Origin of the sequence: Puniceibacterium antarcticum, assembly GCF_002760615.1 — a bacterium.
Lineage (GTDB): Bacteria > Pseudomonadota > Alphaproteobacteria > Rhodobacterales > Rhodobacteraceae > Puniceibacterium > Puniceibacterium antarcticum.
Genome location: NZ_AWWI01000157.1, coordinates 1 through 26174, shown reverse-complemented (window position 1 = coordinate 26174; position 26174 = coordinate 1). Strand labels below are relative to the sequence as shown.

The window sequence follows — 26174 nt, the reverse complement described above, 5'->3', positions numbered from 1 at the left end:
TCGCTGAGACAATCGAGGCCGTGACCGACGCGTTCCTACGGCTTGGCCTGTCGAATTTCATTCTGATCACCTTCGTCGGGCTGGTGGTCTGGGCGGTGATCAAGGGGCGCATTCGCGGCGCGACGGCCGAGGATGCATTCGCCGAGGCGGTGACGCCGATCTCATGCATGTGGGCAGATGCTGACCGGCGCGAGCTGCGCGAAGTGACGGAACGCCTCGAGCGGATCGAGCGCGATCTCGCCATCCTCAAAGACCGGCGCGCCTGATCGGGCGGCGCGCCTGGCGCGTCCGGAGACTGGCACTTGCCCGAAAGGTGAGGGGGCGAGCCCAAGTTCCCCCAAAGAGCTGAACCACAATCACGAACCACCCATCCGGCCCCGCCATTGCGCGGGGCTTTTTCATTGGAGATGACCATGACCCCGACTGATGTGCAGATGCTGCTGGCATCTGCGAGCTATTACACCTGCGCGATCGATGGCGATCCGGGCCCGAAAACCATGGCGGCGGTGGCGATCACCGAACGCAACGCGAACGCCGTATCGGCATCCTGGTCAAAGTCCCGCCGTCTGGTCGCGGCCGGTCAGCGAATCCTGAATGCGCAGGGCTTCGAGGCGGGCCATGTGGATGGCTACGCCGGACACAACACGACCGAGGCGCTGACCGCCTGGCGCAGCGCGCGGGCAGGGGCCTCGGCCGCGGTGGAGCGGGTCGCATTGGCACATCCGCCAGAGGCAGCCAGTATCCCGACACAAGCCGAGTGTTCGACCTACTACGGCCAGCCGGGCACCGATGCGATCGGAAAACAGCTGGTCTATGTCACGCTGCCTTTCGATCTGCGCATCGACTGGGCGCTCGATCAGACCACCAGACGGATCCGCGTGCACACAAAGGCCGCAGACTCCCTGGAGCGGGCCCTGCTGGCTGTCTTCGATCACTATGGCAGTGACGGCATGCGGGATCTCGGGATCGACCGCTTTGCCGGATCCTATGTGGAGCGCCGGATGCGCGGTGGCACCAGCTGGTCGATGCACAGCTATGGTTGCGCGATCGATCTCTTTGCCGCGCCGAACGCCCTGCGCCTGCGCTGCCCTCAGGCGCTGTTCTGTGGCCCGGACTACAAGCCGCTGCTCGATATTATGCAGGCGAATGAGTGGCTGCCGGCGATCCGCCTTTGGGGCTCTGACGCTATGCATTTTCAACGGGCCCGGATGTGATCCGCTTCCCACTGTGCCCCATAACAGACTGGCACCTTGCGCTGGCCCTCTTTGCGGCTGAGGCCGCCTCCACGCGCCCCGGGCGCTGAAAGGAAACTACCATGGAATTTATCGTAAACGTTCTTACCAGTGACGCGATGCAAACGACGATCCTTGCGATCCTCGGCCCGCTGCTGATGTTCGTGCTGAATCGGATTGCCGGGGCGCTGCAGGCGTCAACAGGCGTCAAACTCAGCGAGCGCGCTGTCGCGACGTTTCACTCTTCGATCATCTCAGGTGTTGAAAGTGGTCTGGCCCATGGGCTGGAGGCAGGGACGGCGACCTTCAAGGCGCATGTGAAGGCCCACATGTTGGAAAGCTCCCCTGAGGCCTTCGCAAAAATGTCCCCACTGCCGGATGTTCTGGACAACCTGATCTATCGCTACGCGCGCCAGTCGATCGTGATGTATGGCGAGCCGAAGTGATATAGGCGGCGATTGATAAGGGGGCACCCGCGCATTCAAGATACTCAAATCCGCCGAAACTGTCGGCAGGTCCTGCGTGATTCCGCCAACTCACTGTCTGGATCGCTTGTAAATATTGCTCGATGCCGGCGAGAGTGCCACACGAAGCAACCGCTCTGCTGCTTGCTATCTAGCTGAGCTTCGTCGAGTATGTTGAAAAGGAAGGAATTTTGCTATTTACAAACGAAACCAAACTGAAATCAATTGCTGTCTACCTAACCCTTTTCATAGCAGTAGTCATCGCGATCCTGACACTTAGCCCGGTCTCAAGCTCAGCAGTACCCGGCTCTGACAAACTTCACCATGGCATAGCATTTGCGGCCTTAGCATTCCCCCTGCCGATCATTCGTCCTAGTATGGCCTTGCCGGTAATCCTGTGTGTAGTTGGTTACGGCGGCCTCATTGAGGTCATTCAGCCGATCTTCGGGCGCACAGCTGATTTTGCCGACCTTTTGGCCGATGCTGCTGGGGCCGCGACTGGGGTTATCTCAGGGCTGCTTTTCCGAAGGTTCTTGCTGCCAGACTTTGTGCGTTGATTTGTGGATCCTTAGCGCGGTTGTGTGTTTCGTCTCGTCCGGGTCCTGCAGAACGGCGCATACGTAAATCTTAGGGCGAGGGCATTGCTTTGGTCTTGTTCCACAGTCCCACAAACTGTCCCGAGGGTTACCGCAAGAGGCGGCAGCCAGCCCTTTTTCGATATTCGTGCCTAGTGCAGCGCCCAGTATGCTGCAGCTGCACAAATTCGTCACCGCTTCATATAAAGCATTTAGTCGGAGTACCGTTGCTGCACTCAATGTGGCTAAAGAAGGCACTAGTCCTAAGCTGCGCAAGTTTGTCGTCAGCCGCAAGCGGCGCCTGACGGGAAGCAATGATTTCAAATGTTTACCGCCGACCCTTCCTCTTTAAACTTTGGCGGACGTCATTTTGGTTGGTTGAAAGTGCAGCCTGAACGGTCGGAGCCCCGGCCATGACGGTGTTCACCAAAAAGCGGGACCGGCTGCTGACGGCCGACATGTCGAGCATAGTGATGGCGGCAATCCTGGCACACCGCGAGGTGGCACCGCCGCTTGGGGAATAGCGGATAGAAGCTATCCTGAGTTATTGATTTTATGATAGGCTAAAAGTGAGTCGAACCGCTGGCATTTTCGTTGCAAGCAGACTGACCATTGGCCATTTTACTTGCATTGTGCGCGACGTCCTGCACGACGGTAACCGATTGATATTTAAATTTTATTTATAGTTTACGCGCTTTGCCGGGAAGTGCTTACGAATTTCGAGAAATGGTCGATCTTGGCAGTGGTAGTTGACGCTTCGTTTGATTCGTCGATTAATTTTTGTTCCGTTTTTCTTGAGGGTGCCGGCTCGAAGTGTTCATAATTCTGTGTGAGTCTAAGATGTGGACACGCGTCCGCGGTCATGCGAAGGACCATGACAAGAGCAAGGAGACTCGATTTTGACTTGGGCAACAGTTAATTCTGCGCACGCGATCGAACGCATAGGTTTTTCGGTATCTTTTAAAGAAGCTCTACCGAAAAAAACTGTTGAAGCCGCTTGGCGTTCATTTGAAAATCGCGCAACCGAGCTTCGGTTTGGACCAAGACAAGAAAACAAAATCCAAGAGCTTATGATCGGTGGCAATAGTCCTACCATTCAGCAATCGATCGGATGGAGCAGCCAGCGAGACAAGCGTCCTGGGCTGACTGCCGAGGCAATTAGCGTCGATAATCGGTCTGTTACTTATGAAAGTTCAGACTACCGAGGTTGGACTACAGCTGTTAAGCGGCTTCAAAATGTTATCGGCGGCACTGTTCAGCATTTATCCGATGTTGTGGATGTACAAGCAGTTGATTTGAATTATACGGATAGATTTATTTTTGAGGGTGACATCGGGAACGCCGATCCTAGTCTCATACTTTCTGCTGACGTCTTAAAGCTTCTTGCAGTTGATGCTGCTAGAGGTGCTAAGCTGTGGCACCTTCACAGGGGGTGGTTTAAAACGTTGTACGGCAAGGAATACTTGATTAACCAAAATATAGATGTTCAGGATGCGAAATCCCCCGCGGGTGCACCTGTGAGGTCCGTTCAAATCCTGTCCAAAGCTGAGCTGCGGCCAGATGGCAGTTTTGAAGTAAGTACACTTGAAGATGTTCTGAAAACCTTACATGATGAATGTCACAACGTGTTTGCGGACTGTTTGTCGGATTACGGGCGATCAATGGTTGGAATCGAGAAACGGGAGGCTATCTAATGTATCATTCGCATTCATCATTTATTCCTCTGAAGGGACGCTCAAAAATAATTTTGCCTAGTCTCATAGCTGTTGCTGGCCTTGGTGGTTCGAGCGGCTATGCTAAAGACCTAGAGTATGTGCAGCCCAAAAATGCGACTTGGGCAAGCAGCGCGCTACCTGTTAAAACGCCGTTGACACAATCCATCCATTCTAAGGTCGATCCTACGACCGAAGTGGAAACTAGCGTGATTCATGATGCTATCGTCCATACATACGAATACGTGGTTCCTGAAACGATTAGTCTGCCCATCTGGAGGGCTGCTTATGACCAACTTAATCGTCTAGCCGAGCTTAAAGATAATTGGGGTGGATCAGGCCACAAACCTGCCCGAGACAGCACCTTAAGTGATGCTGAGCTGTTCTTAGGGCATTTAGAGGTCGAACTGCCAGATGGTCCAGCGCCAATGATTGGTTTGGACGAAGACGGTTACGTAGTTTTAACTTGGGACGACGCTCACGTCGTTGGTAGCTTGTCGATTTTCGATGATGGGACCTACGAGTTTTACATTGAAGGACGTCACGGAAGTTTGGGTGTTGGTTCAGTTGACGTTGATGACTTGTTTATCGATGGGTTTATTGAAATATTGACGGCTTAATCATTGTCAGAATGCCCGAGTGACATGTCCGTGCTGCGCCTTGTTTGGCAGCCAACGCATTTTAAAGATGGAAAACTTCAATCGTCTGCTTTTTCTCGTGACGAAATGAAGGGTGCCATTGACAAGTCAACAATGAAAGAAAAATACGCTAGTGTTGATGATATGGCAGCTATCGTAAAGTTGTCAGTGGATTGGCGGATCTCTTGGCAACAAAGGGATGGTAGAGATGTCGCAGAGGGTCGAGAAGTTGCAAAATTTGTCGAGTTTGAATCATCTGCCCTAAACAGCTTGCGTTGGTCCAACAACGATCCAATGTTCTATTTGACTCCTGAACCTACCGTTGCAGGTGAAGACGGTCCAGGAGCACCAGCGAATCCTGCCCATTGGGGAATTAGGGGTGCTGACCGGTCTAATGTCGATGAGAAGGAAAGAAGTCCCTACGTTTCGACCATGAGAACAAAGCTGATCCAAGCCTACTCAAAAATTTTCTCTTATGATCAACTTTTTAGAGAAGATCGCGAAACCTGATTATCGATTTTCAGTTATTGATAGCTCTTGTGTTGTAACTGTCGCTAAGTGACTCGTTTGTTATGACCTATGAAGGAGATGGTTCGGTTGATCTGAACAAGTTCCAAGTGCTATACGAGTGATTTTACTCTTCGGCTACAGCGCCTACTGCTTCGGGCATCGGCAGCTTTAAGTCTGCTTGATTGGGTGTTTTCTCGCTCAAGAGTCAAGGTCCGCTTAGTACGTATTGTTGTCCGTTGGCCGTGCCTGGATGATGCGACTGCTGCGAACGTCAGCTTCAGCACCTGGCATCGCCGCATGCAATTTCGCCTGATCCCGTCGAACTGCCGACTTTGCAAATGCTGCTAACTGCGCTTTGCCGATGTTAGTGTAAGCCTAAGACGGGCGGATGAAAACCCTCAACATGACAGAGGACGAAATCACGGCGTGTGAAAGACCCACAACCTGCGCCTCGGAAGTATGTGTCGTTCTGGATCAAAGAATTTTGCGAAGCGTGCATTGGTTCAGTGAACCTGAGTAAGCCAGAAAACCTTGGCCAAACAGAGAACATGCGCCTTTTACAAAGCGTGCTGTTGGCAACTTATCAGTACCTTGGGCAATGGTCGGTTTCTTTACACCGAAGATGTCGGGGGTTCGAGTCCCTCATCACCCACCATAAATTCAATTACACATTAGAGTTGTGTTAGATCTGATTTCCAATCCAGCCCTGGAAAGTCCCCCAAATCAAGAAGCGCCGCTTCCAACTGCGGCTCGCCCGTAAGCAAGGCCGCGGTGTCCTCTGTCCGGGCACGCTTAGACCCTCGCGTCCGTACAGGAGCTATTTTACCATTCTTCAACCCCGAGGTGCCAGACTGGCTGAAATTGCGCGCAAAGGCAGCTTGTCAGTGAAAAACTTCCCAGTCCGCTTTCGTCTGCTCGTCATGGCTTTTGCGTCTACAGCAGGCACGCTTGCCATCGCTGCGATCGGTTTCATTGGGATGCTGGGCAGTGACCATGGGCTCTCCGTCTCGACGACCGCTACCAGTGCAGTCCTGAATCAAAAGCAGGCCGATATGATGCACGATAGTTTGCGTGCAGACGTGCTTTTTGCCATCCTGACTGGGCCTGAAGGGGCGGCTGAGGATCGCGAAGCGGCCCAGGCAGAGCTTGCGCGCCATGTCGCCGACTTCGAATCCTCAATTGCTGCTTTGCAGAAATTGCCGCTAGATCCAGAGATCCGCACCAATGTAGACGCCGTCGTTCCACTGCTCGCCGCCTACATCAGCAAGGCTGAAGAGGCGTCAGGGGCCGCCCTTGCCGATACGGCCGCGGGGCGCGCGCTGATGCCGAATTTCAACGCGGCCTTCACCGATCTGGAAGGCGCGATGGAGGTCTTGGGCGAAAGAATTGAGGATTTCGGCAACTCCGCCGGTATCCAGGCACAGGCTCAGAACTGGGTCTGGCTGCAAATCATGGCGGTGATGTCCATCTTGGTGGCGGGCGGGACATTCGTCTCAAACCACATCTTGTCCAACTCGATTTCGCGCCCCCTTGCGGTGGTGACCTTGGACATAGAAGCAGTGTCACGCGGCGATCTTGACCAACCGGCACAGGACATCGACCGCAACGATGAGGTTGGCAGCATCGCCAAGGCTGTCAGCCTGTTGCGCGAAAAGCTTGTCGAAGCGCGGGAAGCCGAACGCGAACGGCTTGAGGGGACGCAACAGCGGGTGGTCAGTGCGCTCGGCGTGGGGCTGAGAAATCTCGCCGACGGTGATCTGACCCGAACGATCCCGAACGATTTTCCGCAGGAATACGCTGGGCTGCGCGATGACTACAACCGCGCCGTCGAGACGCTGCGCGACACTATCGCGAGAATCGTCGATGCCTCCCGCACCATCCGCAAAGAGACTGGCGAGATCCGCAGCGCGAGCGCCAATCTGTCCCAGCGCACTGAAAATCAGGCGGCGACCCTCGAAGAAACGGCGGCTGCTCTCGAAGAGTTGACCGCGAATGTCGCCTCTGCTGCGCGTGGCGCCCGCGAGGTTGAGGGGATCGTCAATGAAACTCGTCTCGACGCCGCCAAAAGCGGTGAGATCGTGCGAAATGCGGTTGAAGCGATCAACGGCATCAAACAGTCCTCGGAAGAGATTTCGACGATCATCGGGCTGATCGAAGACATCGCTTTTCAGACGAACCTTCTGGCGCTAAATGCCGGAGTCGAGGCCGCCCGGGCCGGCGAGGCCGGGCGCGGCTTTGCGATTGTTGCCTCCGAGGTGCGCACGCTGGCGCAGCGGACATTCGAAGCATCAAGTAACATCAAATCGCTGATCGGCAAAAGCGCCGCCCTTGTCACACGTGGTGTTGCCGAAGTGGGCCTTACGGGGAAGAGCATAGAGAAGATCGTCGAGAGCGTGAACAACATCTCAACCCTTGTGACCAGCATTGCCAGCGGCGCAAGCGAACAGTCTGTCGGCCTGGGAGAGATCAATTTGGGCGTCGGTGAACTCGACACCGTGACCCAGCAGAACGCCGCCATGGTCAACGACTCTCTTTCCGCCACCGGGAAGTTGCAGGAAAACGTCGACACATTGTTCGAATTGGTGGCAAAATTCACAACCTCCGCCGACCAGGAAGTCGGCCAACAGACTGCCGAACAGCGCAGTTTCGGCCGTGCCGCGTGAACGCCGATGGCTGAGGTTCAAAGCATAGGTCGGCAACTTCGCCTGCCATCATAGGACACGCGCGACTATTCCCGTTTGGAATTGTATGCTTTGGGGCTCAATAATATACGGATTTGCGTCAGCGGTGTTTGTTGAAAATCAAACTAATTTTTTGAAAAATATAAGAAATTTTAATGTCAAACATGCCGTCCAATCTCGTCCTTCGTCCAGAAAAAGAGCGGCGGGACGCGAAGACGCATCAGAAGGTTGCTTGCGCCTAAAGCGGGATTGCCCCGTGATGGCCGATGACCTGTGCTGCGGTCGTGATCCCTGCAGCAACAGCTTCCAGTGGCGTGTGTCCAATCATGCGCGCAGCAAGGTAGCCGCCGCTGAAGGAATCTCCGGCGCCGGTGGCGTCTACAACCCTGGCAACGGTTGGGACCGGGATCACCTCTATATCCTTAAAGGCGCAGAGCAGATGCACCGGGCGGCCTCCATCCCTGACAACGATCTCGGCGCGACCCTGTGTCAGCCGCTGATAACGCAGGCAAATGTCCTTTGGTGATTGATCCCCGAAGTGCGTCGCCTCGTCGTCAAAGCTCGGCAGGATGATGTCACAGCACGACGCCGCATCCTCTATCACCGCACGCATTTCTGCGGCATCAGTCCAAAGCGCAGGGCGGATATTGGGATCGAACACCAGCTTGGCCCCATCCTCCTGCGCGACCCGCGCCGCATAGAAAAGTTGGGCGCGGGCTTCGGGCGACAGGATCGCCAGAGTGATGCCGGACAGATAAAGATAGGCAGCCCCCGCAAAGGCGGCGTGCAGCACATCGATATCTTCGGCCATAAGCCTCGCGGCGGATGTTTCGCGCCAATACGTGAAATGGCGGTCCCCGTCACGTTGGTCGATCATGTAAAGACCGGGACGCCGACCGGGAATTCGCAGAATGCTGTCATGTGTGATCCCGGCCTGCTGCAGAAATGCCAACATGCGGTCGGACATCGAATCCATGCCCACGGCGGTGAAGTACCCCACGGGAATCTCGGGCGGCAACGCGGCGCGTGCGTGCCATGCGGTGTTCAGCGTATCGCCTGCAAAACCTTGACGGTACAGCGCATTTTCGCCGCCCGACAGTTCGACCATACATTCACCGATGGACAGCAGGCCAAAGCGGCTGGTCATAGAACCGCTCCGATTTTCCAAGGCACGAATTCATTGTCACCATACCCGAACTCTTCTGATTTGGTTTTCTGACCGGATGCGACATCCAGGAGAAGCTCGTAGATTTCCTGCCCCATCTGCGCCAGTGGTGTGCCGCGTTCGACGATGCCGCCACAATCGATATCGATATCCTCGGGCATGCTGCGGGCGAGATCGCTGTTGGAGGCCAGCTTGATCGACGGCGTGGGCTTGGCCCCGAAGCAGGAGCCGCGCCCCGTGGTAAAGGCGATCAGATTGGCACCGGAGGCCACCTGACCGGTGGCCGCAACCGGGTCATAGCCGGGGCTGTCCATATAGACAAAGCCGGGCTGATCGATCCGCTGGGCATAGGCATAGGCGCCGGACAGGGGCGACAGGCCGCCCTTGGCAACCGCCCCCAGAGATTTCTCCAGAATGGTGGTCAGGCCGCCCTTCTTGTTGCCGGGGCTTGGGTTGTTGTCCAGCGAGGCGCCGTTCTTGCCGACGTAATCGCGCCACCAGTCGATCATCGCACGGATCTTGTCACCCGTTTCCGACGAGGCGCGGGCGATCAGCAGATGCTCGGCGCCGAAAATCTCGGGCGTTTCCGACAGGATCGAGGTGCCGCCCGCAGCAACCAGCAGGTCCGAGGCGACGCCAAGGGCGGGGTTGGCCGTGATGCCGGAAAACCCGTCAGAGCCGCCGCATTGCATCCCCAGAACCAGTTTCGACACCGGCTGTTCGCTGCGCTGGTCGGTGTTGGCCTCGGCTGCAATCGGTTCCAGCAGTTCCAGCGCCCGGCGCACCGCCGAGCGAGAGCCGCCGACCTCCTGGATATTGAAGGTCTTGAAGCGTTCCTTGGTCCAGTCGGTGGGTTTGTAGAGGGTCAGCTGGTTGACTTCGCAGCCCAGACCGACAATCAGCACGCCGCCGAAATTCGGGTGATCTCGGTAGCCCTTCAGCGTGCGCACCAGCGCATCAAAGCCTTCGCCCTGATTGGTCATGCCGCAGCCCTGATCGTGCACGATGGGGGCAAAGCCGTCGATATTGGGGTATTTCGGCAGAAGGGTGCGATTGGCCTCGGCCGCGATCGCATCGCAGACGGTGCTGGAGCAGTTGACCGAGGCCATGATGCCGATGAAATTGCGTGTGCCGACCCGCCCGTCCGGGCGGGCGTAACCCATGAAGGTCTGCCGCGCCGGTGCGGGCAGGGCTGAACCCTTGATGCTGGAGTGATCGGAATGGCTTTGCGGCAGGGCGCAGTTGTGCACGTGCACATGACTGCCCGCCGCGATGTCATGCGATGCGACGCCCATGACCTGACCATATTTCACGACCGCCTCACCGGCGGCCATGGCAACGCGGGCAATCTTGTGTCCGCGCGGGATATCCTCTTGCGCGGTCAGCCCGTCGCGGATCTCGCCGCTGGCCATGTCAGACAGGACCACGGCGACCGTATCCTGCGCATCCAGTATGATCAGTTTGGGCGCGTTCATCTTACTCTCCCTTGGCTGGTTCCGGGGCCATCAGGCCATCCAGAACGGGCGCTTTATGGTCGGGGGCGATGTCGCGGACCCAGGTCAGAAAGGCCCCGATACGACGGTCGAGCTTCTGGCTGTGGTTCTGGGCGATATCGGCGATCCGGTGGTCCAGGAACGGATTTGCAAACCGGTCCAGTGTTGTCGCGAGATAGGTGCGGGCTTCGGCTTCCATTCCATGCGCGGCAAAACCGGGGATAACTTCGGCCTCCATCACCTGCGTCAGACGCTCGCCGACTGGGCCGCTCAGCAGATCGCGCACGATGGCATCTGGCGCTTCATCGGGGCCGTTGTTCTCCATCCAGAAAGCCACCATCGCGGTATGGCCCAGATTGAGGATATGCAGCTTCAGCCGTTCGATGGTTTCCAGCTTGTCCACAATCTGAATGGCAGGGTGCTCTGTTGGCGCCAGCAGACCCGGCTGCGCCTCGATCGCCCAAAGGGCATAGGGCTCTGCAACCGCGCCGACGGGTTCTATCGGCTCGGACACGATCCTGTCCACCAGGCTGTTGGCCCAGATGCAGCTTTGCAGCCAATCAGTGAGATCCGCAGCCGCGCTGTTAGCGGCGGCAATCTCAAGCACACGGGCCTTCAGTACGGCGCCGTTGTCGGGGATCAGTTCCATCGGAAAAATCGTCAGCGTTTTGCCACCGGCAGCATGACGTGCGGCGAGGAGGTGAAAGAGCTTGGCCGGATAGCTCTGGCTTTGCATCGGCTCGGGTTTGGTGTCGTCGGGCTGCGGATCGAAACCGGAGTCGCTGGTATTGGACAGGATGAACTGCGCCTCTTCGATCACCACGCGCGACAGCTCCGCCCAGTCACTTGCGGTCGACAGGGTCCGGGTCACGGCCGAGACTCGGCGTTCCTCGTCAATGACCTGGCCATCCTGCTGGCCCCGGATGCGCACCGGATATCCGCCGGGTGCGGTAAAGGCCGCAAGACGCTGTGCCCGCGACGCAGCGCCCGTGCTCTGCACGACAGTGATTGCGCGGGTAGGGGTGCCTTCGGCCAGGAACAGGTCGGCATGCGCCTGCAGAAATCGCGAGGTGCCGAATTGAACGACGGGAGTTACTGTCATGCTGCCACCTCGATCAGGGCTTTGACGACAGTGCCACGATCTTGTGCCCATTTGGGCAGATCGCTGACGGCGCCCTCAAGGGTTGTGCGGTGCGTTCCGATATCATCAACCGGAACAAGGCCCTTGGCCATGCACGCCACCACATGTTCGAAATCAACCTTCAGCGCGTTGCGGCTGGCGATCAATGTGGTTTCACGCTTGTGGAATTCCGGATCGGCAAAGTTCAGATCCCCCTTAACCACCGATAGCAGCACATAGGATCCGCCGTGTGCAAGAAAGTTCAGGCCCGCATTCATGGCGTTGATATTGCCAGTTGCGTCAAACACCGTGTCGAAAACGCCGGGGGCGGCTTCTGAAACCAGTTCGACCGTCGCCGCCGGCACAATCTTTTTGGCCAGCGCCAGACGATCACTTGACGTGTCGCGCAGGGTCACGGCCGCACCCGCGATATGCGCAAACAGCGCTGCGCCAACGCCGATAGGACCCGCGCCGACGATCAGGGCCGAGGACCCCTCGGTCAGGGCCGAGCGCCGCACGCCATGCGCGCCAATGGCCAGAAATTCGACCATGGCGGCCGCTTGCGGGGTCAGATCCTTGGCCGGGTAAAGGTTGGCCTCGGGCACGGTGATTTCTTCGCACATGCCGCCATCGGTGTGAACGCCCAGAACAGCAATGTTTTCGCAGCAGTTGGGTTTGCCAATGGTGCAGGCGTGGCAGGTGCCGCAGGTCAGATAGGGGTTCACCACCACCAGATCCCCCTTGGCAATCCGACCATCGACGCTGTCCGCCATGGCATATCCCGATAGTTCATGACCCATCACCCGGGGATAGTTCAGAAAAGGCTGGTTGCCGCCGTAGATGTGATAGTCGGTCCCGCAGATGCCGATCGCCGCGATGCGGATGCGAAGCTGGCCGGGAACATCCGCCGGGCGCTCACGCTCGATCAGTGTCAGGGTGTTCGGCTCATCGCACAGCAGGGCTTTCATAGAGGCAGTTTTCATCGTGTTCTCCCAGGGGGGTCGTGCATCGGCATAGACTCGACGCTTTCGGTTCTTTATTGATAAAGAACATTTTGGACTGAATTCCAAGTCCTGATTGAAGGCTTTCGTATGGAATGACTAGATCCGGGTCAAAATCGGCCTGCAGGGGGTGGCGTGTCGCGCGGACAACAGAAATTCAAACTGGCAGTCAACAACGCCCTGACCCATCTGGGCACGCTGCAGCCCGGTGACCGGCTGGGAAGCGAGGCTGGGCTGGCGTTGCTTTTGCAGGCGAGCCGGACCACTGTCCGAAACCTGTTGAAACATCTGGTTGAAAATGGCGTGGTCGACTGGAACGGGCGGGACAAGTTCCTGCTGCGCCTTCCAGAACCCCAAGACTACTTCCCCGAAACGGATGCCGTGCCCCCAGCAGATCTGGCCGAGGAGCGGTTTCTTGAATGGGTCATGCGCAGTGATCTGCCGTCTGGAGCAGTCCTGCGCGAAGCCGAGATCGCCCGCCAGATCGAAGTGGCGGTGCCGCAGGTGCATGATCTTTTGATCCGCTTTGAACCCAACGGCCTAATAGGAAAAAATACGAATAAAAACTGGGTTCTCAACGGGTTCACATCCGCCTTTGCGACCGAACTTGCCGATATGCGCACCCTAATCGAAGGCGAGGCGTTTGCGCGCCTTTTGGCGGAGAGAGACAGCGGAATGGTACGGCGCATGACCGAGATGGAGCGGCTGCATATCGCGCTGCTTGCCCGCGATGATGCCGCGATGTCCGAGTTCCCCGCTCTGGACGCGGCTTTTCATCGTTTGATCTTTGCGGCTGGGAAGAATCGGTTTTTCAACGTGTTTGCGGGGCGCATTTCTTTGATTGTTCACTACCATTATCAGTGGAACAAGCGCGACGAGCAGGCGCGGAACCGCGTCGCGCTGCATGAGCATCTTAAGATCATCCGCGCCTATCTTGTCGGGGATAAGGCTTTGGCGCGGCAGGCTTTTGACGAACATCTCGCGACTGCGCGGCGTACTCTTCTGGCATCCATCGCAAGTGTCTGACCCCAGGCTATCTTGACGTCTAGCGCAGAAGAGGGATTGACGCCTGTCGAAAAGTTTGGTCCTTTGGTCCAACCAAAACACTGGCTGGGGGAGGGTCCGTGCGTGAAATCAGCCGTTGAGGAAATTCGTGACATCTTGCGTCGTGAGATTGCCGATCAGTATCGTCCCGGCGATTTGCTGCCCAACGAGCGCGAACTGGCCGAACGGTTCGACGTTTCACGCAACACCATCCGCGAAACCATGATCCACCTCGAAGCGCTGACGCTGATCGAAAAAACCAAGCGGGGCGCGCGTGTCCGGGCGGCGGATTTCGACATGATGTTCAGTGAGGTAACGCAGTTTCTGGACACTTCCGGCCGCACCTTTACCGATGTTCTGAATTTTCGCCGGATAAGTGAGACCGGCGCTGTGCCGCTGATGGTTTGCCATGTGACTGATGATATCCTGACCCGCATCCGCACCGCCAATCGAGGGATGGTTGAGGCGCTTACAGCCGCAGAGGCCGCTGAGGCCGACTACCGGTTTCATCTGGGGCTGGTCGAAGCCGCTGGCAACAATGTCCTGACACATCTCTATCGCGTGCTCTCTGTGCCGCTGCGCTACTACCTCGAAGTGGGAAAGTCCCAGAAACTGGACACCGATACGGCGCGTGAACAACATGCAGAGATCATCACAGCCTTGGCGCTGCGCGACGAATCCGCGTTGAACGCGGCGATGAATCGTCATTTCCAACATTCGGGTGACGTTCTGGCCGACTGGCTGTCAGCCCGAGAAGGCGGCGAAGCCGCCCTGTCGCTCTGGCCGGTCCACCGGCCGAGCTGAAGTTTCCAAACGATATCTCAAGGAGGAGAAATCCATGAAAAATATCACAAAGGCGCTTCTTGGCGCGACCACTGCACTGATGATGGCGGTACCGGCATTCGCGGCGGACACGACCGTCCGTATCGCATATGAAAACAATCCAGGTGAACCCGCCGATCTGGTGATGCACCGCTGGGCGGAACTGGTTGACAATGCTTCGAACGGTGACGTCGAACTTGAACTCTACCCGTCGTCGCAGTTGGGTGCGAAGAAGGACGTGATCGAACAGGCGATGTTGGGCGTCAACGTGATCACCATCGCGGACGTGGGCTTTCTGACAGATTACGATGCTGATCTGGGTATCCTGTTCGGGCCGTATTTGACCGACGATGCCGATCAACTGTTCAAGATCTATGAATCCGACTGGTTCAAGGAAAAGGAAGCCAAGCTGCAAGAGCAGGGCATCCACATCGTTATTTCGAATTACCTTTATGGCACGCGCCAATTGCTGGCGACCAAGAAAGTCGAGACCCCTGAAGATCTGAAGGGCATGAAGATTCGCACGCCCAACAACATCATGCAGATCCGTGCGATCGAGGCGATGGGCGGCACGCCGACCCCGATGCCGTTGGGCGATGTCTATCCTGCGCTTACGCAGGGCACGATCGATGGCGTGGAAAACCCGCTGCCGGTGCTGTTTGGTCAAAAGCTGCACGAGCAGGCCAAAGAGCTGTCGATGATTTCCTACCTGCAGAACACGTCGCTCTGGCTGGGCGGACAGGCCTATTTCGACACGCTTGATCCCAGAGTTGTCGAAATGCTGCATGAAACCGGTCGTGAAGCCGGCCTTTACAGCCAGGAGGTTGCAGCCGAGCAGGATGCCAAGATCCTGGAAGAGATGAAAGCCGCGGGCGTCACGGTCACCTATCCGGATACCGCACCGTTCAAAGCTGCGGCTATGAAGGTTTATGGCGAGTTCCCGGAATGGTCCGAGGGCCTTTATGAAAAGATCCAGGCCCAACTGGCGGAATAAGCCACCTTCGCCAAACGTTACTCTGCGCGGCGGCATTGCCAGCCGTGCAGTTATTCCAGCCGTGAAAGGCCTGTCATGAAGTTCTTGTTTCGATCTCTCAATCTTGTGGGTGGTCTTCTGGTGCTGACACTGGTGATCATCACCTTTGCCGCGGTTCTGGCGCGTTATCTGCTAGGTGCCCCGCTGCAATGGACCGAGGAAATGTCCGGCATTCTGATGCTCTGGATCGTTTTCATCGGGGCCATCGGCTGCGAGATCGAGAAAAGTCACCTTCATATAGATGTGGTAACAAGCCTGCTGTCCGAACGCGCGCAACGCTTCATTGCGGTGCTTGTGGCTGCGGGGTCGGTTTGGCTTTTGGGCTGGATGGCATGGCTGGGGTATCAGCTGGCGGACAAGGCGGCGCTGAAGAAGACTCCGATCCTCAAGGTGTCCTGGTTCTGGCTGGATATCGCCGTCACGGTCGGGGCAGCGGGCATTGCCTGTGTCTTGCTGGTCCGCCTGATCAGCGCGTTGCGCGGCACATCCACAGATTTGCACGAGTAAGGATATTCTCATGGAATGGTTCATTATTATTCCGATCATGTTCTTGCTGTTTGCACTGAACATGCGGATCTATCTGGCGATGTTCGCCGCGGTACTTTGCTATTTTGTTTTCTTCGCGCAGATCCCGTTGCAGATTGCGGTCCAGAGGTTGATCGCCCCTACACAGAACACGTCTTTGTTGGCGATCCCATTCTTCATCCTACTCGGCACGCTCTTGGGCGCAACCGGGATCGCGACCCGGCTGCTGCAGGTCGCAGATCTGCTTGTCGGGCGTCTGACAGGCGGATTGGGACATACCAACGTGATGCTTTCGACGTTGATGGGCGGGCTTTCGGCGTCTAACCTTGCTGATGCGGCTATGATGTGCCGGATGCTGGTGCCTGACATGATCAAGCAGGGCTATTCCCGCGGTACGGCTGCGGCGATCACGGCAGCCTCGTCCTTGATTACGCCGATCTTGCCGCCGGGCATTGCTTTGATCATCTATGGTCTGGTTGCAGATGTCTCTATCGGGTCGATGTTTGTCGCCGGTATCCTACCGGGGCTGCTGTGTTCCGCACTGTTGATAATTGCGGTTTATCTCGTGGCGAAACACCACGGCTACAAACCGTCGCGCACGACACGTCCGACGGCCAAGGAAACCGGCAGGACACTTGCTCACGCCTGGCCTGCAATGCTTTTGATTGTTGTGATCATCGGCGGGATCCGCTTTGGGGTCTTCACCCCGACCGAGGCAGGGGCCGTGGCCACGGTGGTGACCATTCTGATCGGCCTGTTCGTCTATCGCGAAATGAAGATGAGGGATCTGACCGATGCCTTTAGTCAGACCGCACGTCAGACGGCAGCGGTGCTTCTAGTTATCATGATGTCGTCTGCTCTGGCATGGATCTTTTCGCTGGAACGGGCAGGGGTGATGTTGGCGGAGTGGATCATGGCGCTGACCTCCAACCCCTGGCTATTTTTGGCCATCGTCAACGTCGTCCTGCTGATCTTGGGCATGTTCATCGAAGGCAATGCTCTGCTGATCATCCTTGTCCCGCTGCTGAAGCCTGTCGTGATGCAGCTTGGGATCGACCCTGTGCATTTCGGCATCGTGATGATCCTCAACCTTGCCATAGGGACACTCACTCCGCCTGTCGGAACGGTGATGCTGATGGTCTGCAACCTGACAAAGACCTCGTTCGGTGAATTCCTGCGTGAAGGCTGGCCATTTATGCTTGCTCTGTTCGTGGCGTTAGCGATCGTTACTTTTGTTCCGTTCCTGTCACTGGCCTTGGTCTGATATTGCGCACCGGTCTGTCGCTCTGACGGACCGGTGCAAACCTGTTATAGGCGGCTTGAGGCGATGGCCAGCCCGTCGGTGACGGCAGTGAACACTTCGCTGAACGAATGTCTTGCGCCGGGAAACTGCGCTTTCATCTCGTCCGGGACCATAGCCATCAGGCTGGAGCCCCCGACATAGATCACGCGCTGCACGCTTGCGGGCGTTATCCCTGCCATTTGAAGCGTCTCCTGTGCACCGGCTCGCAACTTTTTCGCCTGTTGTGCAAAAATTTCAGTCAAGGCCTCGGCCGGCAGCGCGCAGGTGAGGCCCTTTTCGATAAGGTCCAGCAGGATGCGCGGCTGTTCTTCCTTGGAATTCGCAGCGATCTTGCCACGTTCCACTGCAAAGGCCAGCTCGTGGCCAAGTTCATCCTCTAGAACGGTGCACATACGGTTCAGTTTCTCTGGCTCGTAAGCCAATCTCGCCATCTCTGCTGCTAGGCGGCGGTTTTGTGGCGTGTAGACAAAGGGAATCTTTTCCCAGGTCGCCAGATCGTTGAAAAGGGCAATGGGGACAGGTGTGCCGCCCGGGCCCATCACCTTGCGCAATTCCGTTCCCTTGCCCAGCAGTGGCATCACCCGATCGATGCTGATCGCGCGGTCAAAATCTGTCCCGCCGATGCGTACGCCGTGATTGGCGAGGATCGTAACGCCGTCATTGCCAGACCGAAACAGCGAAAAGTCAGAGGTCCCGCCACCGATATCGACAATCAATCCGGTTTCCCCGGACTGTTCCAGCGCGCCGCTGGCGATGGCAGCTGCCTCGGGTTCGGCCATAAAGTCCACATCGGTGAAGCCTGCCGCCAGATAGCAGGCCCGCAGATCCTCTTCGGCCTGCTGTTCGCGCGGGTCGTTTCTCGCGTGGAAAACCACGGGGCGTCCTGACAAGACATGGTCAAAGGTCATGCCACTCTCAGCCTCAGCGCGAAGTTTGATCTCGCGTAGAAAACGGGCAATGATGTCGACAAATGTCACACGATCATTCAAGATCTGGCGTTTTTCGTGCATCAGAGTCGTTCCAAGAACACGCTTGAGTGCACGCATGAAGCGACCGTCGACCCCTTCGAGCAGGGCCTTGTTGGCAGGTTCTCCAATCAGGGTTTTGCGAGTGTCAAAATCGAAAAAGAAGGTCGTCGGGAGTGTCGTCTGACCCGGCGTCATTTCGATCAGATGGGGTTTGCCGTTGTGCAAATAACCGGCGGCAGAATTCGAGGTCCCGAAGTCGACACCCAATACATTGTTCCGCGATGTCATGGTCGATCCCTTCCAACACGCTCAAGGAACGCGCGTCTCTATGGGGACAGGATATGGGCGTCAAGTACAACTATCTTATGTGCTTTCAGGTGAGGGCGACCGAACAAAAATGCCGCAGTCCCCTCCCGCGCACCTCAACCAGATAAGTGCCATCAGAAAGGCCGCAATGGAGCGTTCAGATCACAAGAACCGGGATATCCGTCAGACTGGTCACCTTGTGGCTCACCGAACCCAGCATGTACCCTTCGGATGATCCCAGCCCCCGAGAGCCGATGACGATCAAATCGCAGCCCTTTTCGGCCGCAAAATTCACGATGGTGCGGGCAGAGGGTCCAGACTTGATAAAGGCACTGACGCGTTCGACACCCAACTCCTTGGCGCGGGCCTTGGCCTCTTCTGCAGCTTCGCGGGCAACCCCGCGCATCACGTCATCCATGTTTTTGCCCGCCTCAGACGAGCCGCGCACCATGGAAAGAGATGCCTCCAGCATCGAGTGATGCCGGAAAACCGTCAGAACGACGAGCCGGGCATCGGTTAGGTTGGCGAGCTCAGCCGCTTTTTCAATAGCAGCATAGGCTCCGTTCGAGCCATCATAAGCTGCAAGAATGATGTTGAACATAGCGTCACCTGCTTACTTTGCGAATGCGATGTCGCGCAGGAAAAGCGCGATCTGCGGGAAAAAGATCAACATGACCGCGACAGACAGCAGCATGACGATGAACGGTGGCGTGCCTCTGATCACCTCGGCATAGGGACGTTTGAACACCGCGATGGCGGTAAAGATATCGCAGCCAAAGGGCGGCGTTGCGCTGCCAATGGCGACCTGCAGCGTGATGATCGTGCCCACAAGAACGGGATCGAGACCTGCTGAATTCACAACGGGGGCGAAGATCGGCACCAAGATCAGGATCACGACAATCGGGTCCACAAACATGCAGCCCACGAAGAAGGCGATCGAGATGGTGAAAAGAATGCCATACGGTCCCATCTGGTCGATTCCGATGGCACCAAGCACTTCCTGAGGGATCTGTGCAAAGCTGATGACATAGGAAAACGCTGCCCCCGCGCCCACGAGGATGAAGACGACCGCCGTGATGAGACCTGTCGATTTCGCCGTTGCGTATAGCTGCTTCACACTCATCTCGCGAAAGACCCCCATTTCGAGGATCAGAGCATAGAGCACGCAGGCCGCCGCAGCTTCGGTCGGAGAAAAGACGCCGCCATAGATGCCGCCTACGATGATGACCGGAAAGCCCAATGGCCAGAGAGCGCGACGCACGGCAGTGCCGCGTTCGGCCCATGTCGATTTCGGTTCAGTCGGGACATTGTGGCGTATCGCGTAGATATAGGAATAGACCGAGAACATGAACAGAATCAGCACACCCGGCCCGATCCCCGCGATGAACAGCTCTGAAATCGAGGTGCCTGACACCACTCCGTAGATGATCATCCCGATCGAGGGTGGGATCAGAAACGCAATGTCAGACGCATTCACGATCAAGGCCAAGACAAAGCTGTCCTTGTACCCGGCCTTGAGCATCCGGGGACGCAGCGGCCCGCCGACAGCAACTACCGTCGCTTGGGTCGAGCCGGAGACCGCACCGAACAGGGTGCAGGCCGCCGCCGTGGACACCGCCAGACCGCCCTTTAGGTGGCCGACAAAGCTCATCACCAGATCGATCAGCCGGTTGGCTGACTGCCCGCGCGTCATGATGTCTGCAGCAAAGATGAACATGGGAACGGCGATCAGGCTGGCGGGCCGGATCCCGCCAAGAATCTGCTGCACCATGGTGTCAAGCTGTCCGAATCCGCCGAACAATGCGACGAAGCCAATCAGAGACCCTGCGATCAACGGGATCATCATCGGAAAACCCAGCAGCAGCAGAAAGATCATTGTGCCGAAAATCATAAAGCTCATGGCTCAGACTTCCTCCTCGTCCGTGTCGTCATAGCCTTCCAGCGTGCTGGTGGAGAGCCATATGTCCTTGTCGATCAGGTTCTTGATCGCTGTCAGCGCGTATTGCAGCCCGGTCAGGAAGAACCCCAGCGGAACCCAGATTATGATCCACCACACCGGTATCTGAAGCGCGGGAAGAAGACGCCCACGCGATGCCTGCGTGCTTACATATTCGACCGAATACCATGTCAGCAGGAACATCGCCGCTGCTGTCACTAAAGAGATCACCACCATCAGCGGTTTGCGATAGCGGGGCGACAGCGCATCAAAGATTGCCGACATCCGGATATGCCGCCCGTGCCGCGCTGCATAAGAGATGCCTGCAAATGTGATCAGGATAATCAGTGCCTGATTCACTTCTCCTGAGAAAAAGAGGCTTTCTCCGAACACATAGCGACCGACCACATTTGACATGGTGTTCAGCGCCATGAGCAGCACACCGGTCGCCAGCAAGATCGCCTCGATCCGCGCAATGGCGACATCAATGACACCCAGAATTCCCGGCAGTCCGGAAACATACTGGGAATCGTCGATATCATCTTGCGGGGTCGAGACCTCAGCCTCGGCAGCTATCCTCTGGTCGCGCGATGTGCGCGTGTCGCCGTCTGCCTTCATGGGCGCGGTCCTCGATTAGGATGTTGTAGGGGTCCAAGCACCCTGAGGCAGACCACCCAAAGGCAGTCTGTCCCGGGACCTGTATATGCTGGAAAGGGCGTTCAGCCCTCGGCACCAGCAGCGGCATTGAGGTCCGCTTTCATCTGATCAAGAATTTCCTGAGCTTGATCGCCACCGATATCTAGGAACTCCGCCTCGACATCTTGCGCTGTCGCCATGAAGGGCGCGCGCTCTTCCTCGGTCAACGTGGTGATGGTGATCGAAGTCTTGGCTTCCTTGATCTTTTCCAATGACTTTTCGGTCAGGCCATCCTGATATGCGGTGATGTAGTCAAACGCGACGTCGATGGCGTCGTCGATCAGGTTCTGATCATCTTCCTCTAGACCATCGTAGAAATCGAGGTTGGCCATCACCGCGGTGGTAAAGTTGTTGTGGCCGAGACGGGTGATATGGTCCGTCACCTCGTACATCTTCGTAGACTCAATGAAGAAGGCCGGGTTTTCCTGCCCTTGAATGATGCCTGTCTGCAGCGCGCCGTAGACTTCTCCCCAAGGCAGTGGCGTCGGTGTGGCACCGAATGATTTGTAGCTTTCCACAAGCAGCGGGTTCGTCATCACCCGGAACTTCACCTCGTTCAGATCCTCGGGTCCCTTGACCGGTCCGGTCGTGGTCATCATGACCTCGCCCTCAGGGAACATGGTCAGCAACTCAAGCCCTTGTTCGGCATAGAGCGGCGGGAAAAGCTCGTTTATGGCTTTGGAGTTTTTGAAAAAGCTCACGAGTTCCCCTTCGTCCTGCGGCAGCAGGTAAGGCACGAAGAAGACTTGCGCCTCGGGGATCAGCGCACCCGTAAAGCCGGGTGACTGGTCGACAAACTGCAGGATCCCGGACTGGGCCTGTTCCATGATATCCGAGGATTCACCCAGCGTGCCGAAAGGGAACAGCTGGACCTGATGGTCAGAGTTTGCTTCGATCTCTTCCTTGAATTTCTGGGCGAATTTGCCCTGAACTTCGTCCATCGCCTCTTCAAACGCATAGCGCCAAGTATCGGCGCTGGCGGCACTTGTGCCTGCCACAATAGCAAGCGCACTTGCCGCGAGAAGTTTGTTGTAGGTCATGGAGTTTCTCCCATCTTCGGGCACCCAGGCCGAATAGTTCCAGCGAGCGCCTCGTTGCATTTGGCAGGAAAGTGTCCTGCCGGAGGATGGTTCTAAGGTCTGCGGTCCCGTGGGGTGGTGTCAATGTTTAACTTTGCGTAAAGTCGCTTTATGTTGGACCTTTCGGGTTTTTCGCATGCAAATTGTGATATTTTTTCGTTCTTTCGAATAGGATCCGGCAATCTGTGCTCTTGTTGGAAAGGCTGCAGAATGAGCCGTGTTGCGCATGTTGGCGCACAGTCCTGTCCAAGAGTTCGATCCTGAGGGAAATCCGACGCGGTTTCTTGATGTATTTATTTCTAAATGCACTCGGAAGCGTAGTTTCGTTGAGAGCAGTACAACTGCGCTGGTTTACCGCCCACAGGTTCGGCCGTCACGCGGACAGGCTGAGAGCCGGATAATTGCGTTGCATTCAAAACTGGTTAGTCATTATCAATTAATCGCAGTTGACCTTAAGTTAGCAAAGCCTGAATACGATCAGCTTGGAAAGATGCCTTGCGCGTCTGAGCGCTCCAGCGGCAATAATCATACGAGAATGCGAAGGCCTGAATGCCGAAACTGAGTATACCTGATGCATCGTACATCGCCGTTTTGGAGACTCTGGCTGCGCCTATCTGGATTTTTGATGTCGACCCGCATGCGATATGGTGGGGAAATGCGGCTGCGCAGACATTTTGGAAGACCCGCAGCCTTGAAGAGCTGAAGGAGCGGGACTTTTCTTCCGACAGCGCAACAGTGCGTCAGCGGTTGCGTCAGTTGGTTGTGGATCAGGATGCGTGTGAACACCTTGACGAGACATGGACGCTTTACCCTGCCGAGGAACCGGTCGCTGCAACAGTGAGGTTTCGATCGGTCTTGATCGAAAAGGGGCGCTCAGCCCTTCTTGTCGAAATCACCAGCCAGCGCGACATCGGCCTTGATATTCACTCGGCGCGTATAGAAGAAGCCGTTCGCTATTCTGGCATCATCCTGAGCATGTTCTCTCTGTCTGGCGCATTGTTGGCACAGAATGCTGCATCCTTCGACTGCTACGGATCTGCGCGAGAAGACAGTCGTGATCTGGTGCACCGATTGGATGATAAAGGCACGGCGCAGGCATTGTTCGATGCAGTCAGGCGATCTGATGTATTCGAGGCTGAAATCGAGGTCCGGACCAAAAGCGCAAACAAGACGCACCGCCTCATAGCACACAAGGGTCGCGACCCAGCAACAGGCGATATTGTCGCAGTTCTCAGCGAACATGACATCTCGGACCTGGTTCTGCTTCGCCGCCAGTTGTCCGAGCTGAATTCAAACCTGGAGGAGCGCGTTGCAGAGCGCAGTGCAAGCCTGCAAATAAGCGAAGAAAGGTTCTCGCTCGCTATGCGCGGCGCGAACGACGGGTTATGGGACAATAATCTTGAGACTGGAGAGGTCTACTTCTCTCCACGCTGGCTTGAGATGCTTGGCTATGGTTCAGAGGATCCGGCCCCAGATCTCGACACCTTCCTATTGCTTGTTCATCCTGACGACCGCGAGCTTCTCCACTCAGCTGTGAGCCCGCAAAATCTCGACGAAACCAAAGCAGCCGAAGTGGAATTCCGCATCCAGCACAAGGACGGCCACTGGGTTGATATTCTGTCACGGGCGTTCCTGACAATAAAGGACGGCAGGGTGGCGCGGATTGTGGGTACCCATATAGACATATCAGAACGTAAACACAGCGAACGTATGCTGCGACGCCTTAGGGACATCCTGATCGAAGGAAGCGAGGCACTGCCTGTTGGCGTCGCTTACTACGATCAGGATTTCAAACTGGTGATGTGCAACACTTTGTACAAGGCAATGCTACCAGTCAGCGCGCACCTTGTGGTTCGGGGAGTCCACTTTGAAGATATCCTTCGCAATTCCGCAGCCTATATGGCGGGCCAATTCGGTTACGACAATCCGGAAGAGTATGTTCAAGAGCGTATCCGAGCCGCTCGGGTGGAACGGCAGCGCTGGGTGCATGAACAGTCAAGTGGCCGGACGGTGGTCGGAACGGAAATCCCGACCACTGGTAACGGCGTAATTTCTATTATCGAGGACATAACCGAGGAAAGGGCCCGCCAAAAACAATTACAGCAAGCACAGAAAATGGAGGCAATCGGGCAATTGACCGGTGGCGTGGCACACGATTTCAACAATCTGCTCGCGGTCATCATGGGAAATCTTGAGTTGCTTCAATCCGAGTTCGAGGCGCAAACCTTTGACATAGCCGAGGCTGAGGCGCTGATCGACGCCGCAATTGGCGCCGTCAGGCATGGCGCCGATCTGACCAGCAGTATGTTGGCCTATGCACGCAAGGCACGCCTTGACCCAACAGTGCTGGATCCAAACCAGGCAGTGCAGGAAACGGAACGCTGGATGCGACGCACGATCCAGTCGAATGTTGAGATAGAAACAGTGCTTCAGGGAGGAATCTGGTCGATCCGGGTCGACAGAAACTCTCTTCAGAATGCGCTCGTCAACCTTATCCTCAATGCGCGTGACTCGATGGAAGGGGGGGGCAAGCTTACGATTGAGACTGCGAACCTGCGCATCGACGATACCTATTTCGATAGCCGCGATGAAACGATCACTCCGGGTCGATACGTTATGGTTGCGGTCAGCGACGTGGGACGCGGCATTGCACCCGATGTGATCGATCAGATTTACGATCCCTTCTTCACGACCAAATCCGTAGGCAAAGGCACGGGCTTGGGCTTATCGATGGTCGAAGGTTTTGTCCGGCAGTCGGGGGGCACTGTGCGAGTCTATTCTGAGTTGGGAAAAGGGACGAGCTTCAAGCTTTATTTCCGCGCCGTAACTCAGGACAGCGCGAAGACTCACGAAGAAAGCTCGCTGGCGGGGGTGCCACAAGAATTCACAGAGGTCCGTCCGAGGATCCTGCTTGCAGAAGACAAGCCGGAAGTCATGGCTGTGCTTGAGAAGACGTTGGTTGCAGCCGGTTATGACGTCACAACTGCGAAAAGCGGTGACATCGCCTACCTCATTTTCGAGGAAGACACTGGCTTTAATCTGGTCTTGACTGACATCGTGATGCCGGGACGTCTGCAAGGTCCCGATCTGGCAAAAGAATGCCGGCTGCTACGACCAACGGTACCGTTTATTTTCTTGTCCGGCTACGCCTCTGAGTCGACTGTTCATGGAAATGGTCTGTCGCCTGACGATGTTCGGCTGATGAAGCCGGTCTCGCGCAGTGACCTGCTGCTTGCGGTGGAAACCTGCCTCAAGCTCGGGCACAAACAAAGTTAGGCGTTGCAAAAGCTCTGATTAAAGCGGGGTTGGCTTGTTTGGACTTTTGCCTAGGTTTCCAGTCCCGGCATATGGTGGGTCGGGTTCAGGATGAATCGATCCGCTCTGATGTCCAGATTTTGCAGATATATTCGTGGGGCGTGAGGCCGTTCAGCGCCTTGAGCGTCAAGTTCGACGCGGCCTGGGATACCAGGCGCAAACTCTCTGGTGCGCGCAAGATCTGGCACGTCTTACGTCGCCAAGGTGAAGACGCGGCCCGATGCACTGTAGACCGATTGATGCGCCGCTTGGGTATCAGGGGGGTAGTCGGCGCCAATGCCTTGATCGCACCGTGGATCATCAAGGGGGCGATACCTCTCGGTGAATGCATGCATTCACCTGCCGGTAATAGACGGCGAAGCCTTTGCAGCCTACGTCACGCAAGTCCTGCTTCCTGAACTGGAGCCAGGCACCGTCGTCATCTTGGATAACCTCGCCACACACAAGAATGCCGCTGCCGCCAAAGCCATGCGCGAAGCCCGATGCTGGTTCCTGTTGACGTTGCCCCCAACTTTTATCCAGCGTGAGCGAGACTCCGGGTTTGAGTTTTGCCGAT

At 56.5% G+C, this 26174-nt stretch carries 24 protein-coding genes and 2 pseudogenes; 16 read left to right on the top strand and 10 right to left on the bottom strand.

Going from position 1 to position 26174, the window contains the following annotated elements; translation table 11 throughout:
• The 8 genes from P775_RS28250 to P775_RS22235 all read left to right on the top strand — a co-directional run.
• Positions 1-266 (top strand): hypothetical protein (locus tag P775_RS28250; protein WP_180287540.1); only part of this gene is annotated, 266 nt, incomplete at its 5' end.
• A 147-nt stretch (positions 267-413) separates the two neighbouring features.
• A complete protein-coding gene (locus P775_RS22260) occupies positions 414-1214 on the top strand; it encodes a M15 family metallopeptidase (RefSeq protein ID WP_099913046.1) in 801 nt (266 codons plus the stop codon).
• A gap of 101 nt (positions 1215-1315) precedes the next feature.
• Positions 1316-1678, top strand: a complete 363-nt coding sequence (locus P775_RS22255) for a hypothetical protein (protein ID WP_099913045.1) — start codon at positions 1316-1318, stop codon at positions 1676-1678.
• Between the two features lie 209 nt (positions 1679-1887).
• Entirely contained in the window at positions 1888-2253 is a 366-nt protein-coding gene (locus tag P775_RS22250) for a VanZ family protein (RefSeq protein WP_180287539.1), read from the top strand.
• A 917-nt stretch (positions 2254-3170) separates the two neighbouring features.
• Positions 3171-3965, top strand: a complete 795-nt coding sequence (locus P775_RS22245) for a TIGR04255 family protein (protein ID WP_180287538.1) — start codon at positions 3171-3173, stop codon at positions 3963-3965.
• Complete coding sequence (locus tag P775_RS27725; RefSeq protein WP_143520969.1) at positions 3965-4603, top strand: hypothetical protein; 639 nt, start codon at positions 3965-3967, stop codon at positions 4601-4603. The genes P775_RS22245 and P775_RS27725 overlap by 1 nt, the downstream gene beginning before the upstream one ends.
• A gap of 24 nt (positions 4604-4627) precedes the next feature.
• Positions 4628-5131: a hypothetical protein gene (locus P775_RS27720; RefSeq protein ID WP_180287537.1), complete on the top strand. Its 504-nt coding sequence runs from the start codon at positions 4628-4630 to the stop codon at positions 5129-5131.
• A gap of 1052 nt (positions 5132-6183) precedes the next feature.
• Positions 6184-7794, top strand: a complete 1611-nt coding sequence (locus tag P775_RS22235) for a methyl-accepting chemotaxis protein (RefSeq protein ID WP_180287536.1) — start codon at positions 6184-6186, stop codon at positions 7792-7794.
• A 256-nt stretch (positions 7795-8050) separates the two neighbouring features.
• On the opposite strand, the gene P775_RS22230 is transcribed toward P775_RS22235, so the two are convergent.
• Genes P775_RS22230 through P775_RS22215 form a run of 4 tightly spaced genes read right to left on the bottom strand, consistent with a single transcriptional unit; the run spans position 8051 to position 12573 of the window.
• Positions 8051-8959, bottom strand: coding sequence for a sugar kinase (locus tag P775_RS22230; RefSeq protein WP_099913040.1), 909 nt, complete (start codon positions 8957-8959; stop codon positions 8051-8053).
• Positions 8956-10452 carry a UxaA family hydrolase gene (locus P775_RS22225; protein WP_099913039.1) on the bottom strand — a complete coding sequence of 499 codons (1497 nt, stop codon included), beginning with the start codon at positions 10450-10452 and terminating at the stop codon, positions 8956-8958. Before P775_RS22225 ends, P775_RS22230 begins: the two co-directional genes overlap by 4 nt.
• A gap of 1 nt (position 10453) precedes the next feature.
• Positions 10454-11572, bottom strand: a complete 1119-nt coding sequence (locus P775_RS22220) for a mannitol dehydrogenase family protein (protein WP_099913038.1) — start codon at positions 11570-11572, stop codon at positions 10454-10456.
• On the bottom strand, positions 11569-12573 hold the full coding sequence (locus tag P775_RS22215) for a zinc-binding alcohol dehydrogenase family protein (RefSeq protein WP_245875816.1): 1005 nt from the start codon (positions 12571-12573) through the stop codon (positions 11569-11571). Before P775_RS22215 ends, P775_RS22220 begins: the two co-directional genes overlap by 4 nt.
• 153 nt (positions 12574-12726) lie before the next feature.
• Here P775_RS22215 and P775_RS22210 point away from each other — a divergent pair, with 153 nt between their 5' ends.
• From P775_RS22210 to P775_RS22190, 5 genes are all read left to right on the top strand, one after another.
• Positions 12727-13617, top strand: coding sequence for a GntR family transcriptional regulator (locus tag P775_RS22210; RefSeq protein ID WP_099913036.1), 891 nt, complete (start codon positions 12727-12729; stop codon positions 13615-13617).
• 102 nt (positions 13618-13719) lie between these two features.
• Positions 13720-14439 carry a FadR/GntR family transcriptional regulator gene (locus tag P775_RS22205; protein ID WP_099913035.1) on the top strand — a complete coding sequence of 240 codons (720 nt, stop codon included), beginning with the start codon at positions 13720-13722 and terminating at the stop codon, positions 14437-14439.
• Between the two features lie 34 nt (positions 14440-14473).
• Positions 14474-15451, top strand: a complete 978-nt coding sequence (locus tag P775_RS22200) for a C4-dicarboxylate TRAP transporter substrate-binding protein (protein ID WP_099913034.1) — start codon at positions 14474-14476, stop codon at positions 15449-15451.
• A gap of 75 nt (positions 15452-15526) precedes the next feature.
• Positions 15527-15997, top strand: a complete 471-nt coding sequence (locus P775_RS22195) for a TRAP transporter small permease (protein ID WP_099913033.1) — start codon at positions 15527-15529, stop codon at positions 15995-15997.
• A 10-nt stretch (positions 15998-16007) separates the two neighbouring features.
• Complete coding sequence (locus P775_RS22190) at positions 16008-17279, top strand: TRAP transporter large permease (RefSeq protein ID WP_099913032.1); 1272 nt, start codon at positions 16008-16010, stop codon at positions 17277-17279.
• A gap of 44 nt (positions 17280-17323) precedes the next feature.
• Here P775_RS22190 and P775_RS22185 read toward each other — a convergent pair whose 3' ends face one another.
• From P775_RS22185 to dctP, 5 genes are all read right to left on the bottom strand, one after another.
• Complete coding sequence (locus P775_RS22185) at positions 17324-18574, bottom strand: Hsp70 family protein (protein ID WP_099913031.1); 1251 nt, start codon at positions 18572-18574, stop codon at positions 17324-17326.
• A gap of 175 nt (positions 18575-18749) precedes the next feature.
• A complete protein-coding gene (locus tag P775_RS22180; RefSeq protein ID WP_099913030.1) occupies positions 18750-19193 on the bottom strand; it encodes a universal stress protein in 444 nt (147 codons plus the stop codon).
• 12 nt (positions 19194-19205) lie between these two features.
• Positions 19206-20492, bottom strand: coding sequence for a TRAP transporter large permease (locus P775_RS22175; RefSeq protein WP_099913029.1), 1287 nt, complete (start codon positions 20490-20492; stop codon positions 19206-19208).
• Between the two features lie 3 nt (positions 20493-20495).
• The gene (locus P775_RS22170; protein ID WP_099913028.1) at positions 20496-21146 is read right to left on the bottom strand and encodes a TRAP transporter small permease; all 651 of its coding nucleotides are present in this window, start codon (positions 21144-21146) and stop codon (positions 20496-20498) included.
• Positions 21147-21247: 101 nt separating this feature from the next.
• The gene (gene dctP, locus P775_RS22165; protein WP_099913047.1) at positions 21248-22264 is read right to left on the bottom strand and encodes a TRAP transporter substrate-binding protein DctP; all 1017 of its coding nucleotides are present in this window, start codon (positions 22262-22264) and stop codon (positions 21248-21250) included.
• A gap of 588 nt (positions 22265-22852) precedes the next feature.
• Between dctP and P775_RS22160 the strand changes: the two genes are divergently transcribed.
• Positions 22853-25579 (top strand): ATP-binding protein, encoded by a 2727-nt coding sequence (locus P775_RS22160; RefSeq protein WP_099913027.1) that lies wholly within the window; start codon positions 22853-22855, stop codon positions 25577-25579.
• Positions 25580-25629: 50 nt separating this feature from the next.
• On the opposite strand, the pseudogene P775_RS30005 reads toward P775_RS22160, so the two are convergent.
• A pseudogene (locus P775_RS30005) lies at positions 25630-25742 on the bottom strand (IS481 family transposase); the annotation flags it as partial.
• Here P775_RS30005 and P775_RS29480 point away from each other — a divergent pair.
• Positions 25720-25887: pseudogene (locus P775_RS29480) on the top strand (IS3 family transposase); the annotation flags it as partial. The pseudogenes P775_RS30005 and P775_RS29480 overlap by 23 nt on opposite strands.
• A gap of 52 nt (positions 25888-25939) precedes the next feature.
• Positions 25940-26174: transposase (locus P775_RS30000; protein WP_180287535.1), on the top strand; the 235-nt coding region annotated here is incomplete at its 3' end.

Bases quoted from the DNA above. Each gene is read 5' to 3' on its own strand.
- P775_RS22260 (WP_099913046.1), top strand. From the start codon at position 414: ATGACCCCGACTGATGTGCAGATGCTGCTGGCATCTGCGAGCTATTAC.
- P775_RS22255 (WP_099913045.1), top strand. From the start codon at position 1,316: ATGGAATTTATCGTAAACGTTCTTACCAGTGACGCGATGCAAACGACG.
- P775_RS27725 (WP_143520969.1), top strand. From the start codon at position 3,965: ATGTATCATTCGCATTCATCATTTATTCCTCTGAAGGGACGCTCAAAA.
- P775_RS27720 (WP_180287537.1), top strand. From the start codon at position 4,628: ATGTCCGTGCTGCGCCTTGTTTGGCAGCCAACGCATTTTAAAGATGGA.
- P775_RS22235 (WP_180287536.1), top strand. From the start codon at position 6,184: ATGATGCACGATAGTTTGCGTGCAGACGTGCTTTTTGCCATCCTGACT.
- P775_RS22230 (WP_099913040.1), bottom strand. From the start codon at position 8,959: ATGACCAGCCGCTTTGGCCTGCTGTCCATCGGTGAATGTATGGTCGAA.
- P775_RS22225 (WP_099913039.1), bottom strand. From the start codon at position 10,452: ATGAACGCGCCCAAACTGATCATACTGGATGCGCAGGATACGGTCGCC.
- P775_RS22220 (WP_099913038.1), bottom strand. From the start codon at position 11,572: ATGACAGTAACTCCCGTCGTTCAATTCGGCACCTCGCGATTTCTGCAG.
- P775_RS22215 (WP_245875816.1), bottom strand. From the start codon at position 12,573: ATGAAAACTGCCTCTATGAAAGCCCTGCTGTGCGATGAGCCGAACACC.
- P775_RS22200 (WP_099913034.1), top strand. From the start codon at position 14,474: ATGAAAAATATCACAAAGGCGCTTCTTGGCGCGACCACTGCACTGATG.
- P775_RS22195 (WP_099913033.1), top strand. From the start codon at position 15,527: ATGAAGTTCTTGTTTCGATCTCTCAATCTTGTGGGTGGTCTTCTGGTG.
- P775_RS22190 (WP_099913032.1), top strand. From the start codon at position 16,008: ATGGAATGGTTCATTATTATTCCGATCATGTTCTTGCTGTTTGCACTG.
- P775_RS22185 (WP_099913031.1), bottom strand. From the start codon at position 18,574: ATGACATCGCGGAACAATGTATTGGGTGTCGACTTCGGGACCTCGAAT.
- P775_RS22180 (WP_099913030.1), bottom strand. From the start codon at position 19,193: ATGTTCAACATCATTCTTGCAGCTTATGATGGCTCGAACGGAGCCTAT.
- P775_RS22175 (WP_099913029.1), bottom strand. From the start codon at position 20,492: ATGAGCTTTATGATTTTCGGCACAATGATCTTTCTGCTGCTGCTGGGT.
- P775_RS22170 (WP_099913028.1), bottom strand. From the start codon at position 21,146: ATGAAGGCAGACGGCGACACGCGCACATCGCGCGACCAGAGGATAGCT.
- dctP (WP_099913047.1), bottom strand. From the start codon at position 22,264: ATGACCTACAACAAACTTCTCGCGGCAAGTGCGCTTGCTATTGTGGCA.
- P775_RS22160 (WP_099913027.1), top strand. From the start codon at position 22,853: ATGCCGAAACTGAGTATACCTGATGCATCGTACATCGCCGTTTTGGAG.